Source organism: Shewanella sp. SG44-6, assembly GCF_014164185.1.
GTDB classification, from domain to species: Bacteria; Pseudomonadota; Gammaproteobacteria; order Enterobacterales; family Shewanellaceae; genus Shewanella; species Shewanella vesiculosa.
The window spans coordinates 1-16,924 of the sequence record NZ_JACJER010000099.1; the positions used below are offsets into that span (position 1 = coordinate 1).

Annotated in this window: 16 protein-coding genes and 1 pseudogene; 14 read left to right on the top strand and 3 right to left on the bottom strand. The window is 42.5% G+C overall.

Translation table 11 applies throughout. The annotated features are described in order from the left end of the window. The 10 genes from H5185_RS15945 to H5185_RS15990 form a co-directional block, all read left to right on the top strand. A partial coding sequence (locus tag H5185_RS15945; protein ID WP_404948463.1) for an MFS transporter occupies positions 1 to 405 on the top strand: 405 nt, incomplete at its 5' end. A gap of 132 nt (positions 406 to 537) precedes the next feature. Continuing rightward, entirely contained in the window at positions 538 to 819 is a 282-nt protein-coding gene (locus tag H5185_RS15950) for a hypothetical protein (protein ID WP_041420606.1), read from the top strand. A gap of 1,032 nt (positions 820 to 1,851) precedes the next feature. Beyond that, positions 1,852 to 3,111: an efflux RND transporter periplasmic adaptor subunit gene (locus H5185_RS15955; RefSeq protein ID WP_124015628.1), complete on the top strand. Its 1,260-nt coding sequence runs from the start codon at positions 1,852 to 1,854 to the stop codon at positions 3,109 to 3,111. Positions 3,112 to 3,177: 66 nt separating this feature from the next. Then, entirely contained in the window at positions 3,178 to 3,399 is a 222-nt protein-coding gene (locus tag H5185_RS15960) for a hypothetical protein (protein WP_182722083.1), read from the top strand. A 190-nt stretch (positions 3,400 to 3,589) separates the two neighbouring features. Continuing rightward, complete coding sequence (locus H5185_RS15965; RefSeq protein WP_124015630.1) at positions 3,590 to 4,288, top strand: ABC transporter ATP-binding protein; 699 nt, start codon at positions 3,590 to 3,592, stop codon at positions 4,286 to 4,288. An 18-nt stretch (positions 4,289 to 4,306) separates the two neighbouring features. Beyond that, positions 4,307 to 5,620, top strand: a complete 1,314-nt coding sequence (locus H5185_RS15970; RefSeq protein ID WP_124015631.1) for an ABC transporter permease — start codon at positions 4,307 to 4,309, stop codon at positions 5,618 to 5,620. Positions 5,621 to 5,644: 24 nt separating this feature from the next. Beyond that, positions 5,645 to 6,853, top strand: coding sequence for an ABC transporter permease (locus tag H5185_RS15975; protein ID WP_124015632.1), 1,209 nt, complete (start codon positions 5,645 to 5,647; stop codon positions 6,851 to 6,853). A gap of 116 nt (positions 6,854 to 6,969) precedes the next feature. Next, a complete protein-coding gene (locus tag H5185_RS15980) occupies positions 6,970 to 8,409 on the top strand; it encodes a sigma-54 dependent transcriptional regulator (RefSeq protein WP_182722081.1) in 1,440 nt (479 codons plus the stop codon). Then, on the top strand, positions 8,409 to 9,740 hold the full coding sequence (locus H5185_RS15985; protein ID WP_182742601.1) for a PAS domain-containing sensor histidine kinase: 1,332 nt from the start codon (positions 8,409 to 8,411) through the stop codon (positions 9,738 to 9,740). Before H5185_RS15980 ends, H5185_RS15985 begins: the two co-directional genes overlap by 1 nt. Before the next feature lie 254 nt (positions 9,741 to 9,994). Continuing rightward, positions 9,995 to 10,378 (top strand): MAPEG family protein, encoded by a 384-nt coding sequence (locus H5185_RS15990; protein WP_124015634.1) that lies wholly within the window; start codon positions 9,995 to 9,997, stop codon positions 10,376 to 10,378. A 95-nt stretch (positions 10,379 to 10,473) separates the two neighbouring features. On the opposite strand, the gene H5185_RS15995 is transcribed toward H5185_RS15990, so the two are convergent. Further along, complete coding sequence (locus H5185_RS15995) at positions 10,474 to 10,719, bottom strand: hypothetical protein (protein ID WP_182697821.1); 246 nt, start codon at positions 10,717 to 10,719, stop codon at positions 10,474 to 10,476. A gap of 113 nt (positions 10,720 to 10,832) precedes the next feature. Between H5185_RS15995 and H5185_RS16000 the strand changes: the two genes are divergently transcribed. Next, entirely contained in the window at positions 10,833 to 11,420 is a 588-nt protein-coding gene (locus tag H5185_RS16000) for a uracil-DNA glycosylase family protein (RefSeq protein WP_404948338.1), read from the top strand. 35 nt (positions 11,421 to 11,455) lie between these two features. On the opposite strand, the gene H5185_RS16005 is transcribed toward H5185_RS16000, so the two are convergent. Then, positions 11,456 to 11,956: a YcxB family protein gene (locus H5185_RS16005; protein ID WP_182742597.1), complete on the bottom strand. Its 501-nt coding sequence runs from the start codon at positions 11,954 to 11,956 to the stop codon at positions 11,456 to 11,458. A 170-nt stretch (positions 11,957 to 12,126) separates the two neighbouring features. Next, entirely contained in the window at positions 12,127 to 14,772 is a 2,646-nt protein-coding gene (gene glnD, locus H5185_RS16010; protein WP_182742598.1) for a [protein-PII] uridylyltransferase, read from the bottom strand. Positions 14,773 to 14,856: 84 nt separating this feature from the next. Here glnD and H5185_RS16015 point away from each other — a divergent pair, with 84 nt between their 5' ends. The 3 genes and pseudogenes from H5185_RS16015 to H5185_RS23030 form a co-directional block, all read left to right on the top strand. Continuing rightward, complete coding sequence (locus tag H5185_RS16015; RefSeq protein WP_182742599.1) at positions 14,857 to 15,567, top strand: 16S rRNA pseudouridine(516) synthase; 711 nt, start codon at positions 14,857 to 14,859, stop codon at positions 15,565 to 15,567. A 64-nt stretch (positions 15,568 to 15,631) separates the two neighbouring features. After that, entirely contained in the window at positions 15,632 to 16,588 is a 957-nt protein-coding gene (locus tag H5185_RS16020; protein WP_182742600.1) for a LysR family transcriptional regulator, read from the top strand. Positions 16,589 to 16,795: 207 nt separating this feature from the next. Further along, positions 16,796 to 16,924, top strand: a pseudogene (locus H5185_RS23030) (Bcr/CflA family drug resistance efflux transporter); the annotation flags it as partial.

The window sequence follows — 16,924 nt, forward strand, 5'->3', positions numbered from 1 at the left end:
ACGGGGACAAAGTCGGCGAGCCAAAACAAGGTTCCCGATGGACGTAGCGCCTTAGGTTGGGCGGCGATATTGAGCATAGTGCCGGCAGGCATTGCGCTGGCGATAAGTTATGACTTCCATGCCGCAAATATACTGATTTGGGGATTGATGCTGTTTGGCGCCTTATTCGCGATCAACTCTTCATTACACAGCTATCTTATCGTCAGTTATGCGGATGAAGATGGCGTATCGTTAGATGTGGGTTTTTACTACATGGCTAATGCTATGGGACGCTTGATCGGCACTGTGTTGTCTGGCTGGGTGTATCAAGTGTATGGCATGGCGGCTTGTCTGTGGATATCGGCGGCATTTATTGCGTTAGCGGCGCTTATCTCAATTAAGCTTCCAAGACATAGAGCGATATAAAGACATTAAACGCGAAAAAATGTCACAAATAATATGCGAATTAACATATATGTCATATTTCATATGTATTCTAGCGGTGTTACATAAAGACAGTTAAATGACACCTATGTCTCCAAATGAGGATATCAAAATATGAAAAAAACAGCACTAATGTCACTGCTTGGTTTAGGATTATTTGCTTGTGTTGCTCACGCTAGCGAGTTCGATTTGCCCGGTTTTGTCACCGAAGTAGAAGATGGTCGTCTATGGGTGTTTAAAGAGAATTCGGCTGAGTTAACTGAGTTTAAACAGCATGGTGAGCCTGCTAAGCAATTTACTGTTATCGGTGCCGGTCCTAAAGGAATGACGGTTAAATCAGCTGACCAACAAACCTTGGATGAATACCTGATTCAAGCAAAATCTCATAAATGGTGATAAATGACGGGGACTTCGCCCTTTGTCGTGACCAGTAGAAGTGGGGGAGTGGTTGCCAGCAGAGGGTGCAGCTAAAAAATGTACGGATTAGCCCCATTTCTTTGGGGCTTATTATTGTCTAAAACTGGTCATTCGTAACCAGTAGAAGTGTTCAGTCTTTGACAGCAGCATGCGCAATTTGGTGCTGCGTCACTATCTGGTGGTTCTGGCGCTATTAATCACTTTTACAGCTTTGAACTGCACAGACTGCTGCTAGCTTTGACTAAATTAGTTTTGAGGAACATTCATTCAAGGAGGCAGGACCGCTTGTGCACCGGTTTTAATAACGTTCAATAATTGCCTTACAAATATTAACCCGAAACCAACCAATTAGAGTAAAAATTCTAACAAGGTTTTGTCCAACAACGAGTTAGCCTTACTTGAAAATCTGCAAATTCAACTCAGAACTTGAGGCCGCTGAAGAAAATGACGTGAGCTGGCCATGGACGGCCAGCTAGCTTTCGAGGGGAAGGGACGCCCCATCGGAAGCGTTAGCATTTTCGAATAAGGTCGAGGCGGTCTACAAATGCAGGTCAAAGCTAAAGCTAACCCCATGGCGACCTTTTCGCTGTTTGAAAATGTTGCGGGGCGGCTGGGAGTTCCAAGAGGGAACAGCCGTTGGTTTCCTCTTGGTCTGGTGTGGGCGAAGCGCCACGACGTTAGTGGCCGCAGGCCATAAAGTACATAAGTACAAAAGTACAAAGCAAAACAAACACCTGGATCCCGGCTCAAAAGCACTACCGGGACGACGAGAAAACTGTTAATAAGATAATCCCCCGCTATACATAAAACAAAAAGTGTCCGCTCGGACACTTTCTCAATGACCGGACAGTTTATACATCTGTCCGCGGACACTTTTAGAGTGTTCGGTTATCTTTTTAAATCCTTATCATTATGAAAAATAACAATAAATAACTATTGGCATGGCTTGTGCTTTATCTTGGTATAAATGTGAAGTTGTGGGTGCGGTTTGTGCGTACCTAAGGAACTGAGATGATTAAAGACACAAGTAGCCAAGATACTGTTATTGCGCCTAAGTTAGGTCGTAAGTTGCGCTTACCCTTAATTATAGGTGGCGGTGCAATATTGATGAGTGCATTGGTGTGGGCGAGTTTGGGCCATGACAGTTCGGTGCGTTCAGTTGATGGCGCTGAATTACGCTTAGCAACGATCACTCGTGGAACCTTAGTTCGTGATATAGCCACTACCGGTAAAATAGTGGCTGCTAATGCGCCGATTTTATATAGCACCGAAGAAGGTGTGGTGACTTTACTGAGCCAACCAGGTGATGAAGTTGAGCAAGGACAGGTAGTCGCTAAAATTGAGAGCCCACGTTTGCAAAGTGAATTGCAACAACAGCAGTCGATGCTTGAAGGGATGCAGGGCAGTTTAGAGCGTGCCAAGTTAGACGCCCGCCGCGAGCAACTTCGTGTCAGTCAGATTTTAGACATGGCGACAGTGGATTTAGAAGCTGCGGATCGTGAAAGTCGTCGTGGCGATCAATTGATTGAGTCGAGTTTGATCAGCAAAATCGATTTTGAAAAAAGCAAAGATGATTTACACAAAGCTAAATTACTGCATAAGCATGCCCAGCAAGAAGTTGAGTTAATGCGCGATACCCTGAGTTTTGAAATTAAAAACCGTACTCTTGAAGTGCAACGTCAAGATTTAGTGGTGAGAGAGTTAACTCGTCAGGCCAATGCTTTGAATATTATCGCTCCGGTTAGCGGCATTATCGGTAACTGGTTGGTAGAGCAAAAAGCCCGTATCGGTCCGAGTCAGCCAATGCTAACAGTGGTCGACTTAACCGCCTTTGAAGCAGAGCTTGCGGTGCCAGAATCTTATGCCGATGAGTTGGGCTTAGGAATGGATGTTGAGTTGAGTTTTGGTAGCGTTAATGTGGTTGGCCAATTGTCGTCAATTTCACCTGAGGTGCGTAACCGCGAAGTGACTGCCCGAGTGCGTTTTGCAGACAGCAACACCTTATCATTACGTCAAAATCAGCGTTTATCTGCCCGAGTATTACTGGAAAACAGACCCAATGTGTTGATAGTAAAACGCGGTGATTTTCTCAATCTTGGCGGTGAAGTAGCCTATCAAGTGAATGATGCGGTTGCTCATAAGAAAACCGTCAAACTGGGGGCACGCAGTATGAGCCAAGTTGAAGTGATTGAAGGCGGTGACGAAGGGGATGTTTGGGTGATATCAGGTACCGAAAGCTTTAAAAATGAACCTAATATTCAGATCCGCTAAGCAAGTCTGCAACTAAGTTAATGACTTAAGCAAATAACGAAACACTCAACTGAGTAAGGACATTCAATGACTTTTATTCAACGTAGACAGCTTATCGCACTCGCTGCTTTATTTGTTCTCGCAATAGCCGTGAGTTATCGCATTGATAATCATACCGATTGGTTATCGGTGAGTTTGCAGTTAATTGACATGAGCAGCCAGGTTTCAACTCGGCTAACGGGGATCAATCCGGCCGTTCGCTTGCATATTGATATTAGCGACATGGTCAACATTAAGCTGCTGTTTTAGCCACGGCTAGCGGGTACTGTCGCTGACAGCACTAATCAAATCAGCGACCACGACATATCACCTAAACCGATAATAACAACACTCATAGCATTAAAAAAAGCATTAAAACAACAGTATTCAGATTAGTAAGATTCACATTATCAGCCATAAGCGCTGGGATGCGACAACCGAATTAACCAAGGAAGCCATTATGTTATCCATGAAAAACATCAGTAAAGTATTCAAAACCGATTTAGTTGAAACCCATGCGCTACGTGACTTTAATCTGGAAGTGAATGAAGGCGAGTTTGTGGCAGTGACGGGCCCATCGGGCTCAGGTAAAACCACTTTTTTGAATATTGCCGGTTTACTTGAAGGGTTTTCATCTGGGCAATACAGTCTTGATGGCGTCAATGTATCGAATTTAAGCGATAACAAAAGTGCCAAAGTGCGCAATGAAAAAATTGGCTTTATATTTCAGGGGTTTAATTTAATTCCTGATCTCAATTTAGCCGAAAACGTCGAAGTACCATTACGCTATCGCGGTATGAATGCCAGTGAGCGTAAGCGCCGAGTTGAGTCAGCATTAGAGCAAGTGGGTTTAGGTGCGCGAATGAAGCACTTACCGACACAATTATCGGGTGGACAACAGCAACGCGTAGCGATTGCGCGAGCATTAGCGGGCGAACCTCGATTTTTATTAGCCGATGAACCTACCGGTAATTTAGACAGCTTAATGGCGCGTCAGGTGATGGAGCTGCTTGAGAATATTAATCAACAAGGCACCACCATTATTATGGTGACTCACGACTCCGAACTAGCACGTCGCGCGCAGCGCAATATTCAAATTGTCGATGGCCAAGTATGTGACTTTTCCATGTATCAACAAGCTGCTACAGGCACGCGATAATCGCATAAGGGGAATATTATGTTTTTTTACTATTGCGATTTAGCATGGCGAAGCATACGTAAAACGCCGATGTTATCGATGTTAATGGTGTTAGCTATCTCGATTGGGATTGGAATTACCATCACCACATTAAATGTCTATAAAACCATGTCTTATAATCCGGCAGGTGATCGCAGTGAAGTGATTAACTCGGTACAGTTGTGGAGCCAAGGATTGGATACGTGGGATGAGTTTATTGCCAATATTACTTATATCGATGCGATGAATTTGCGTAATAACGATGAGTTAAGCCTTAAAGCTGCCAGTTATCGTACTGGGTTAGCTTTGCAGTCTGATAATCCAAAGATTGAACCAGTATTGCAAAGTGTGCGAGTTACCGACAGAGACTTTTTTAGGATTTTCTCGGTACCATTTTTATATGGCAGTTACTGGGATGCCAGCGTTGATTTACGCCCAGCTTACCAAGTTGTCATTAGCCAAAAGTTAAATTTACGCTTTTTTGAAGGCAAAAACAGTGTGGGTAAAACGGTGTTTTTAGATCGTAAGCCTTATCAGATTGTGGGGGTGATTGAAGATTGGAATCCACAGCCTAAATATTACGATCCAACTAATGGCGCATTTAATGATGCTGAAGAAATATTTATTCCTTTTTCGTTAACCGAACAAGAAGAGTTTGATGTGTGGGGCAATACCAGTGGTTGGAGATTTGAACCCATGCTCACTTACAAGGATCGATTAACGTCAGAAAAAGTGTGGATTCAATTTTGGACCGAACTCAAAACTGATGAGCAAAAACAAAGTTATTTAGCGTGGTTAATCCGTTATGTCGAGCAACAAAGAGCCATTGGCCGCTTTACTGATACGGCTAAAACCGCTGGCGAATCAGTGCAAATTAGCGATATCAGCAAATGGCTAGAAGATAATGAAGTGGTGCCCAAAGATAACAAAATATTAGTCGGTTTAAGCTTACTGTTTTTAAGCGTTTGCTTAGTCAATATTCTCGGTTTATTGCTGACTAAATTTTTAAAGCGTGCGCCTGAGGTGGGGGTCCGTCGTGCGATTGGCGCTAGCCGTGGACAGATTTTTAGCCAGTATATGGTCGAAGTGGGCATGATTGGCTTTATTGGTGGGGTCGTCGGGTTGTTATGGGCATGGGGTTCGTTAACGGCGCTACACAGCTATTTTTCAGTGGACCAAAGTGTCACTGGGCTTGATCTCAGTATGTGGTTTATCACCCCAATTATCGCTATTTCAACGGCGATATTGGCAGGGGTTTATCCTGCATGGGTTGTGTGCCGCACTAAACCCAGCGTGTATTTAAAAGCCCAATAACGGATTATAAACAAGGACATCACCATGCTACATATCAAACCGATTTTATCCAGTTTACTGCGCAGTAAAAGCGCGCCGGTTTTATTGCTATTACAGATCATTTTGTCTGTTGCGATTGTCGCCAATGCTAGTTTTATTATTAACGAGCGTTTGTCGTTAATGCAGCGTGAGTCTGGCTATGCAGAAGATCAAATACTCACATTCAGTGTTTATAACTTCGACCCAGCAGTTGATAATCTTAAGCAAAATGAGGTTGATCAACAGATTTTACGTTCACTTCCTAATGTTATCGATGCCAGTTCTAGCAATATGTTGCCCTTAAGTGACAGTGGCTGGATGGATCGCTATGTTGACAGCCCAAATGAAGATACGGCCAAAAGCACTCCAGGTTTTGCATTTTACTTGGGTAACGAGCATTTGCTCAATGTGATGGGCGCTAAGTTAATTGCCGGACGCAACTTTACGGCAGATGAAATTAATACCAGCTTGAGTGATAGCGGCATGCTGGCGCTAGTGTCGCAACCTTTAGCTAAAGCCTTTTGGGGAGATGAATCGCCGCTGGGTAAAACCATGTATCAAGGAGAGCAAAGTGTTACCATTATTGGCGTGGTTGATAAACTGCAAGGGGCTTGGGTTGATAACAAGAACTTTGAGTACAGCGTGATCCAAAATATCGATTTTGGCGGCAACAGCAGTAATAAATCTTATATGGTACGGGCATTACCTGAACACATCCCCGCGTTAGAAAACGCTATCCGAAAAGCCCTCCATGCTGAAAATCCCAATCGGGTTTTTGATAACTTTCAAACTCTGAGTGAAATCAGAAACCTGACTTACAGTAACCACCGTTTAATGGCGACCGTATTAAGTATTATGGTGGTGTTATTGCTACTCATTACTGCGCTAGGATTAACGGGTATGGTGATGTTTAATATTCAACGTCGCACCAAACAAATCGGCACTCGCCGTGCATTAGGAGCTCGTAAGCGTGACATCATTGAATATTTTATGGTTGAAAACTATCTGATTTGTATTGTCGGTGGTGTTATTGGCGGCATGTTATCACTTGTATTGGGACAGCAATTAATGAAACTGTATAGCTTACCAATGGTGCCGGTAGTTTATCCGATAGCATCTGTGGTTGGCTTACTGATAGTTACCACGCTAGCGGTTATTATTCCCGCGGCTAAAGCGGCCAATATTTCACCGGCGATGGCGACGCGCAGTGTCTAGAGTCATGCTGATTTTATTCGCAATCTAGTTAGCTTTGCGCTAGCGTGCTAGGCTAGCAAAGGTGCTCAATCGACATCGCGTTTTGGAGTTTAACCAATGAGAATTACATTATAGTAATGGATAATATTTTAATTGTTGACGACAACCATGCCATTTGCCAAGCCCTTGCGCTGATGATTGAACTGCATGGCTATCAGGCTATTTTTTGTCACACGCCAGAAGCTGCAGTTGAGATTGTCACTCATAAAGAGATCTGCTTGGTGATCCAAGACATGAACTTTAGCCGTGATACCACTTCGGGTGAAGAGGGCAAACAGTTGTTTTATGGTTTACGTAAATTACAGCCTAATTTACCGATTATTTTAATGACCGCCTGGACTCAACTTGAAACAGCTGTTGAACTGGTTAAAGCGGGCGCGGCTGATTACATGGGCAAACCCTGGGATGACGCCAAGCTGCTCAATAGCATTAGCAACTTATTATCTATTTATCGATTATCACAACAAAATAGCCAATTAAGTCGCATACACAGCGAGCGGATGTCGGCCATTAATGGTGCTGATTTATGTGGGCTAGTATTTGGTAGTGGCGCGATGCAGCGCTGTGTTGATTTGGCGTTACAAGTGGCACGTTCTGATGTGTCGGTGATGATCACTGGCCCAAATGGCGCGGGTAAAGATAAAATCGCCGATATTTTACAGGCTAATTCGCCACTAAAAGATAAACCTTTTATTAAGGTCAACATTGGCGCTTTGCCGCTAGATTTATTAGAGGCTGAGCTATTTGGCGCAGAAGCCGGCGCCTTTACGGGGGCCAATAAAACTCGTATGGGCCGTTTTGAAGCGGCTGATGGTGGCACGTTATTTTTAGATGAAATAGGCAATTTGCCTTTGTCTGGTCAAGTGAAGTTATTGCGAGTGCTGCAAACGGGTGAGTTTGAACGTTTAGGTAGCCATCAAACTCGTAAAGTCAATGTACGGGTAATTAGTGCCACCAACGCCGATTTAGCCGATGACATTCTCAATGGGCGATTTCGTGAAGATTTGTTTTACCGTTTAAATGTGATTGAACTGAGCGTACCACCATTACATCAACGCCAAGATGATATTTTACCCTTAGTGAAACATTTTATTGGCACTAACTTTAGTCTTGATAAAACGACCCAGCAGGCGTTACTTAATCATTGTTGGTCAGGTAATGTACGCGAATTAGAAAACGCCTGTAAACGAGCGGTATTACTGGCAAAATCTGCCCAGCTTACTCTGCACGACTTTGGCTTGAACCCGAACACGGCTAATCAAGTGGCTGCGGTTTCAAGACTGCATCATTCAAGTGAAGCTGTTAAAAATCAATATTTTGTTAATGATGCTCTTGAGCAGAATGAGTCAGATGATGCCAGTGCGGGTCTTATTTTTGAGCCTGATAAACAACAGATAGAAGCTGCATTAACCCAATATAATGGCGTTATTGCCAGAGTGGCTAAATCGTTTGGCTTAAGCAGGCAAGCCCTGTATCGGCGGATGGAAAAATACGCGATTAGAGTCACTAAGCCATGATGTTATCGTTACGCACTAAAGTCGTGTTAAGCAACATGTTAAGCTGCCTTTTGGCCGCAATGGCAGGGGCTTTAGTGTGGCTGACATTAGGTGATAACTCGCTATGGTTGGCTGTGCTACTAATGTTGGCTGTGTGCTACTTTTGCAGTATGTGGCTTACCAAGCGCTTAAGTGACAGCCTGCAAGCGTTAGAAATCGGCTTATTGAACTTTAAAGACAACGACTTTAGTGTGTCGCTGCATCCTTATGGTGAGCCGCAACTTGATGCTTTGGTGAGTTTATACAATCAAGCATCGGCAAAACTGCGCAGTGAACGACAATTTATTTATCAGCGCGAGTTAATGCTCGATAAAGTGATTCAAAATTCGCCAAATGTGATGTTATTAGTTGATGACTCTCAGCGAGTTATTTATGCCAATGGCGCGGCAAGACATTTGTTCAATCATGGCGTTAAAGTTGAAGGTATGTTGTTACCTGAACTGATTGCGATATTGCCAGAAGCACTTAAAACGGCATTAAATAGTGAGCAAGAAGGGCTGTTTTCGATGGGCAGCAGCTCAGGCGATAGTATCGATGAAAATGATGTTGAAACCTGGCATATTTCCCGCGGTCGCTTTACCCAAAATAATCAGCAACATCATTTAATTTTACTTAAACAACTCACTAAAGAGCTTAATCGCCAAGAAGTCGCCGTGTGGAAAAAGGTGATCCGCATTATCAGCCATGAGCTCAATAATTCAGTGGCTCCTATCGCTTCTATGGTTAACTCAGGTAGGTTTTTAACTCAACATTTAGACAATACTAAGCTGCAACTGATTTTTGATACTATTGAAAATCGCACCAGTCATTTAAGTCAGTTTATTTCTCATTACGCCCAGTTTGCTAAGTTACCTTTACCACAAAAACAGCTAATTGATTGGTCTAAGATGACCCAACAGCTGGCGCAGCAATATCCGTTTCAGGTGTTATCGTCTCTGCCGCAAATGCCGATTAAGCTTGATGCGGTTCAACTTGAACAAGTACTGATTAACTTACTTAAAAATGCCCATGAATCAGGTGCGGATGCCGATAGTGTCGCGCTGATTTTTGAAGATATTACCCATCCAGTTGCTGGTTTATTGATAAAAGTGAATGATCAAGGTTCGGGGATGTCTAGCGAAGTATTGTCGCAGGCACTGTTGCCCTTTTATTCTACCAAGCAGTCTGGTACTGGCATTGGTTTACCCTTATGCCGGGAAATCATTGAAGCTCACGGTGGCCGAATTAGCCTGCAAAGTCGCCCGGAAGGGGGCTTAAGTGTCAAAGTCTGGTTACCTGCTCAACAGAGTTAATAGGCGTTAGCGACTTACTGTTCAGATGGATGTTTATGTCATCACGCTAATGACTCAGCCGTTGATTCATTAAGCTTAACGTTTGCCCCTAACAATCGATCTCAGTGGAAAACAGTTTCAGGTAACCGTCAAGACAAGTGACTGAAATCTTGTGGATGTGTTAACTTACGATGGCGTAATAAGACGAGGTAAGTTGACTATTTTATCGATAGCATTGACTTGATAATACTAATAACTAATAAAAAGGACAGATTATGCAGACGATACTGATATGTTTATTGATTGCGATGTTATTGCCTTATGTGGCAAAAGTACCGTTAGCAATGGCAATGGCTAAATTGGGCAAATATGACAATAACCACCCGCGGTCGCAGCAAGCTCAGTTAACCGGATACGGTGCACGAGCGGCTGCTGGGCATCAAAATGCGTTTGAGTCGTTAATCATTTTTGGTATTGCTGTGTTAACGGCGTTAATCACTAATAATGTGACTGATATGGTTGCGTTATTAGCGATTGTGCATGTGGTCGCGCGGTTGGTTTACCATGTGATGTATTTATTGAATTATGGCACCATGCGATCATTGACTTGGTTTGTTGGGATTGGTGCATCGATTGGCATATTTTGCCAAGCATTTTAAATTTGAATCACCGATAAAAAAACGCCATAAAGGCGTTTTTTTATCGCGTTAGTTGATACTTTCACGATAGCGATAATATTTAGCGATAATATTGTTTAATCTAGGCTAGTAACCCGTTCATAGCCCATTTCAGTTAACTGGTCGTTCACACAGTCTAATAAAAACGATCCAACCTCAGATTCAGGTAGTTGATCTTCAACTGCAATTTGCTTACAAGCATCTTTTAAAGACACCACATCTTTTATTGGTGCTTGAGGAAGGGCAGCTGCACTAAAACTGATTGCTATGCTGCTGATGAATATTGCAGCTAATGTGGTTAGGGTAATACGGGATGCTTGCATGGGTGTTCCTTCTTGGGAGAACTTTATTATTTCGACAAATACTACTGTAGCTTAGTTCCCTTGGATAGGGTTATTTAAGGGCTTTTTATGATTTTATATGCAAAATGTATGGGATTGATATGACAGGGTTACTGACTGAAATCAAAAATTGTCAGCTTTGTGCTTCTAGCTTAGTTAATGGTGTGCGTCCTGTGGTGCAAATCGATCCCCAAGCGAGAATATTGATCATTGGTCAAGCCCCTGGTCGCAAGGTACATCAGTCGGGGATCCCATTTGACGATGCCAGTGGCGACAGATTACGCCAATGGTTAGGCATCACCCGAGAGGTGTTTTACGATGCGAAGCAAATCGCTATCATGCCGATGGGCTTTTGCTTTCCTGGCAGCTATAGCGGTAAGGGCCAGTCTGGCGATTTACCGCCAAGACCTGAGTGCGCGCCTAAATGGCACAGTCTGTTGTTAGCGCAACTCGTAAATGTAAAGCTGATCTTGCTGGTGGGCCAATATGCACAGCAGTACTACTTAAGTGATAAACCGAAAACCTTAACCGAAACCGTACTGCAATGGCGCACCTTTGGGCCATGTTACATTCCACTTCCACATCCTAGCCCGCGTAATAATATTTGGCTGAGCCGTAATCCATGGTTTGAGGCTGAGTTACTGAGCGATATTCGTCAACGGGTGGCGATTGCGCTAGCGTAATAGTCAAGTTATTTAGTGCTGGAGTGGCGCCTAAGCTATTGTTTCTCTATGATAAAATCAATGACACTTTTATCTAGACAGCGCTTAGATAAATAAGTAGTGGTTTTTTCGAGCTTTATTAATAAACCGCTATCCGTTTCAGTAATCCGATAAATATCTGTCCATAAAATCTGTTGATTTACATGCAGCGACTGACTGTTGATGCCTTTATCATCGATGGTCAGATTGACATGTTCACCTGCCGCTTTACTCATCATTTGACGCCATAACCACCAGGTTTTATTAAAGCGAATACTTAAAAATTCAACAACCGCTAAACCAATGAAAAAGTAGCCTAAATAGTAGGTTTCTTTGGTGCTCATGGCCGCAGAACTGATAGTGTCGAGCATTAAAATAGCCAAACCAATCAGTGCAAACACAGCGGTTTTAATAAAACGTTTTGGTGACGGATTGGGATTAACTGATTGCTGATAGCATTCTTCAAAGTACGATTTATCGAGTACATATTCAGCAGTATAACGAAAGGCTTGTGACATGATGACCTAATGAACGGCAGTTGATGGACATGATTATCGCATAGTCATCTGTTTGCTCAAAGTATGCTTAAGAGTGAAATTGGCGGGCCATGGCGGTTAACACGCTCATGACCCAGTAAATCAACATTATTGAATCATATTCTTATCTACTTACTGGTTTATAAGCCTTGCTATTGTTTGGCGGTAATTGCTTGCATTAATGTTGCCGACAATTGCTGCTGTTGTTCTGGGGTTAATTGTTGATCGTCTTTATTGGATAATAAAAACACATTGTCTGCACGTTCGCCGACCGTACTGATGGTGGCCGAATGAATATTTAAATCCAATTCCCTGAACGCACTGGCAATTTGTTCCATAAATTCACTAGTGTCTAGTGCGGATACATTAACCAAACTACGAGTCGATTTGCGTGAATGCAAAAATTCGATGTTAGGTTGATTATCAAAACTTTGATGCCGTCTGGACTGACGCTTTTTCGATAAAGTAATGCCCTGATCAAGTACTTGATGTAACTTATCAATAACTTGTTTGCGGCGTTGCTCGCTGGTGATGGGTTTTTCATCGAAGTCGAGTACCTTAAATGACTCGACCACATAGCCATCTTTAGTGCGGGCAATTTGTGCTTGTTTAACCGAAATGCGTAATGTTGCTAAGGTATTGAATAATTTTACAAATAAGCCGTGGCGGTCTTTGGTGTAAACAAACACATCACTGCAGCCTTTTACCACCACATCGTCGAGTAAAATAAGGGTGTTGTATTGATTATCTGTCGCTGGCGCAAGATCGTGATTAATCATTGCTTGGGTATAGCGGGCGATATCATCAGCTTCGGCATTACTGAAAAAGGCGATAGGCAATCGACGCCATAATTTTTTAATCTCTTCGCTGTTGTTTTCATCAACCAATAAATTGAGCGCTTCTTGTTTGTGCTCTCGCACTAAGGTTCGCAGTTGCAGAATATTTTCAAAACCACTTCGAAGTGCTTTGCGAGTGACAAAATATAAGTCTTTTAGCAGTGATGCTTTCCAGTCATTCCACAGATCATCATTGGTTGCCTGAATATCTGCAATGGTAAGGCAATATAGAGCATCTAAACGGGCTAATGTACCGACTTTTTTGGCAAATGCGTTGACCACTTCAGGATCATAGATGTCCATGCGCTGTGAGGTAATAGACATTAATAAATGATGTTCTACTAACCAGCAAATGAGTCTTTCTTGTGAGGCTTTTAAACCATGGAACTTGGCGAACAAACTGGCATCGACAGCGCCTAATTCACTATGATCTCCGCCGCGTCCTTTGGCTAAATCATGGAATAATGCGGCAAACAAGAGTGTCGATTTATTGGACATTTTTTGATAAATATCAGCAGCTAATGTGAGATCTTTATCTAAGGTTTTGATGTCGTGGCCGTAAGTGTAAATATTTTTAAGCACTTTGTGGGTGTGTTCATCAACAGTATAGGCATGGAACAAATCAAACTGCATCTGGCCAACGACTTCACGCCATTGCGGCAAATAAGACGCTAAAATACCGTGCTGATGCATTAAGGTAATCGCCAGTCCCATGCCTTGAGGGTGAACAAATATCGCTTTAAATTGTTCACGACACAGCTGAAAGTCTTGTAAGTCGCCCATTAAGCGGCGTCTCACTTGGCGCAGTGAACGTAGCGTTTCTGCGGTAATACCGATAATTTTGTCGTGATGAATCGCGATAAATTCAAATAACGCCATAATCTGGGTGCGATCGATAAACACGGTTTCATCACGAACATGAATGTATTTATCGACAATTTCAAAATTCTCGTTAATCACAATAATGTGTGGATTGAGCTCTGGAATAATTTCTCGCTGGAAATAGGCCATTAAAATTTTGTTTAATTCGCCGATGCGCTTCATGGCGCGAAACAGCTGGCGCATCATTTTTTCGATAGCAATATTGCCGCTTTCGCCGATGGGCATACCATCACCAAACCCCATTAATTTTGCCACTTCAGCTTGGTATTGCAGCAACAAACGATTTTCACCACGCTGGGCTGATTGATGCAAGGCAAAGCGCACCCTAAATAAAAAGTGTTGGCATTCCATTAATTCAGCATATTCATCATTGGTTAAAAAACCAAAGCGTCGAAGTGATTGCATGCTGGATACGCCGAAATGCTTGCGAGCAACCCAGGTAAGGGTTTGAATATCGCGCATTCCCCCAGGGCTGGTTTTAAGATTGGGCTCAATGCTGTATGAGGTACCTTGTGCTTTGGCATGACGCTCTTGCTGTTCACTGAGTTTGGCATTGAAAAACGTTTGGCTTTGCCATAACTCTTGGCCGTAAAGGGCATTGAGAACTTGTTGCTGATGGTGATGGTTACCGGATAAATGGCGGATTTCCAGTAAACTGGTTGCAATGGTTACGTCGTCTTTACAGGCTTGATATGTGTCGTCTAAGCTGCGAACTGCGTGACCTAAATCAAGGTTTACATCCCATAGTTGGGTAAGGAATTGGCTGATAGCGGCCGCTTCGTTATGTGTTAATTGGCCATCATGGATAACACAAATATCGATATCGGAGAAAGGGTGTAAGGTTTGGCGGCCATAACCACCAACAGCATTAAGCGATATACGCGCAGGGTCTAATTCGAAGGGGTGCCAGAGTTGGCATAATAGTGCATCGAAAAACTGCGATCGCTTATTCAAGGTGTCGTTAATGGCACTCTGAAAAATGTTATCTTGTAAATGTTGATCCAGTGACTTAATCGCCTGTTTTAATTCGGCGCTAGTCATATCTGAGCGCAAAACTGTACTAGCAGGTTGCGAAAGCATGTTACTCCTTAATGTTTTTGCCTTTTAACAGAATAAGGTATTCTTAAACAAATTGGTATCATTCTATATTGGTGAAGTTTTAAGGTGTCTAAACGAGGTCGACTCGATCAATTTATTGCTGGCACGTTACAGATCCCTAAAAAAGCCGTGCGCGAACTATTAATCAACAATAAAGTGCGTGTTGATGGCCAATTTGCTAAGTCACTAGATTTACAAATTGATGAGTTTACTCATATTGAGTGTAATGGTGTGGTGCTACGTCATTATCAAAAACGCTACTATATGCTTAATAAGCCTGACGGAGTGGTCAGTGCCACTATTGACGATAAGCATCCGACGGCATTGGGGCTAATGACGGGCATTAATACTGAGATGCTGCATATAGCTGGGCGATTAGATTTACATTCTACTGGGTTATTATTGCTCACCAATGACGCTAAATGGTCGGAGGCTTTGATGGCTCCAGATCATAAAGTCGACAAAAAGTACTTAGTCACTTTAGCCAATCCGCTGGATCAAGCATATGTTGAGGCCTTTGCGAATGGGATGTATTTTGAGTATGAAAATATCACTACGTTACCGGCACAATTGATGCTTTTATCTCGTCATCAAGCTCGGGTAGTGTTGCGTGAAGGTAAGTACCATCAAATTAAGCGTATGTTTGGTCGTTTTCGTAATCCGGTAGTTGCGCTACATCGCGAATCTGTTGGCGATATCGTGCTGGATCACACTTTGTTAGCTGGCGAGTTTCGTGCATTAACAAAAGCTGAAGTTGATAGCGTTTTTCAGCACTAGATCAATTTTTATTATTTGAATACATGTTAATTTAATCGCCTCATTACAGCAGATTAGGTGATATGTGGATATTCAAGCATTAAAAAAAGTCAGCGAATTAGACGTATTTAGTTTGTTGGTGTTTAAGCTTATTTACGAGACAGGCTTTGCTAACTTTGCCGCCAAAGAGCTTGCGGTATCTGCACCTAAAATTAGTCGATGTTTAACATCGTTAAGAGTGATTTTTAATGATGAGTTGTTTTTTCGTCGCCAACAGGGATTAAAACCAACTCCATTAGCTGAGCGCTTGTATCAGCCAGTATGTCAATTGTGTGACATGGTAAGTAAAATTGAGCGTGTGGCAGACGAAAGCCAAAATCACCATCAAATGCCTATTCTACATATCGCTGTCTCGCCCAGTATTATTACCAGCATCGCCATTGCACTCAGTAAATTGCCTCGTAATGTTATCGGTAAGGTGAGCCTTCATAGCTGGCAAGTTGACACCGAAGAGTTGATTTATAATGGTGAGCTCGATTTTGGCATTGGCTTTGATACTCAGAATGCTCATGGTCTAGAGGCTTCCCCAATTGCCAATGTGAAGTCTTTTTGTGTAGTGGGTAACGTTAACCATGAATTTTGGACTAGTGTTGACGAGATTAAATTAGAAAATATCATTCAACATTCAATTGTGTATTTAAGTTGCAAAGGTTTTAACTGCCGTATTGATCCTTTAGAGCTTTATTGTCAAACCAACGGGTTGTTCATCGAAGATATAGAGTGCGTTGCTAAGCTTGAGGATTGGTATTGGCACATGCTCACCATGGACAGTTTGGCGATAACGATTTGCAATGAAGGTTCGTTTGCACAGCAAATTCCACAACTGCGAGTAGAGAAACTACCCGACAGTGAATTTAATAAGCTTAACAGCGTTATGGCGATGCCAAGTTATTGTTTAATTGAGCGTGCAGAGCATTATCGTCGTTACTCGTTAGAGACCAAGCAAATGATAATTGATATCACTAAGTCATTGTTGATATAAGTATTTATCATTTTATGAAATAAGATCCAGCATGATTAACGTGTGATCTGGATCTTTTTTTATATATTAACGCGTAAATTCAATGTGTTACGGTTTTTTATTTATCCTCTTATCTTGATTTGTATTTTACTCACCCTCAACTACCTCTTTATGGTTACATAATCTGTAATTGGCAGTTTCGTTTTTATGGATACTCAAAACTAAAATTATCGTCGTTATAAGCCGGTTATTGGTGACCCACATTTTATGTTTTATGCCAGTTGCTGCATGATCGCGATGGCATCGATATTATGTTACGTGTCGTACTCACCTGTGTGGATAATTGGTCACTTAGGC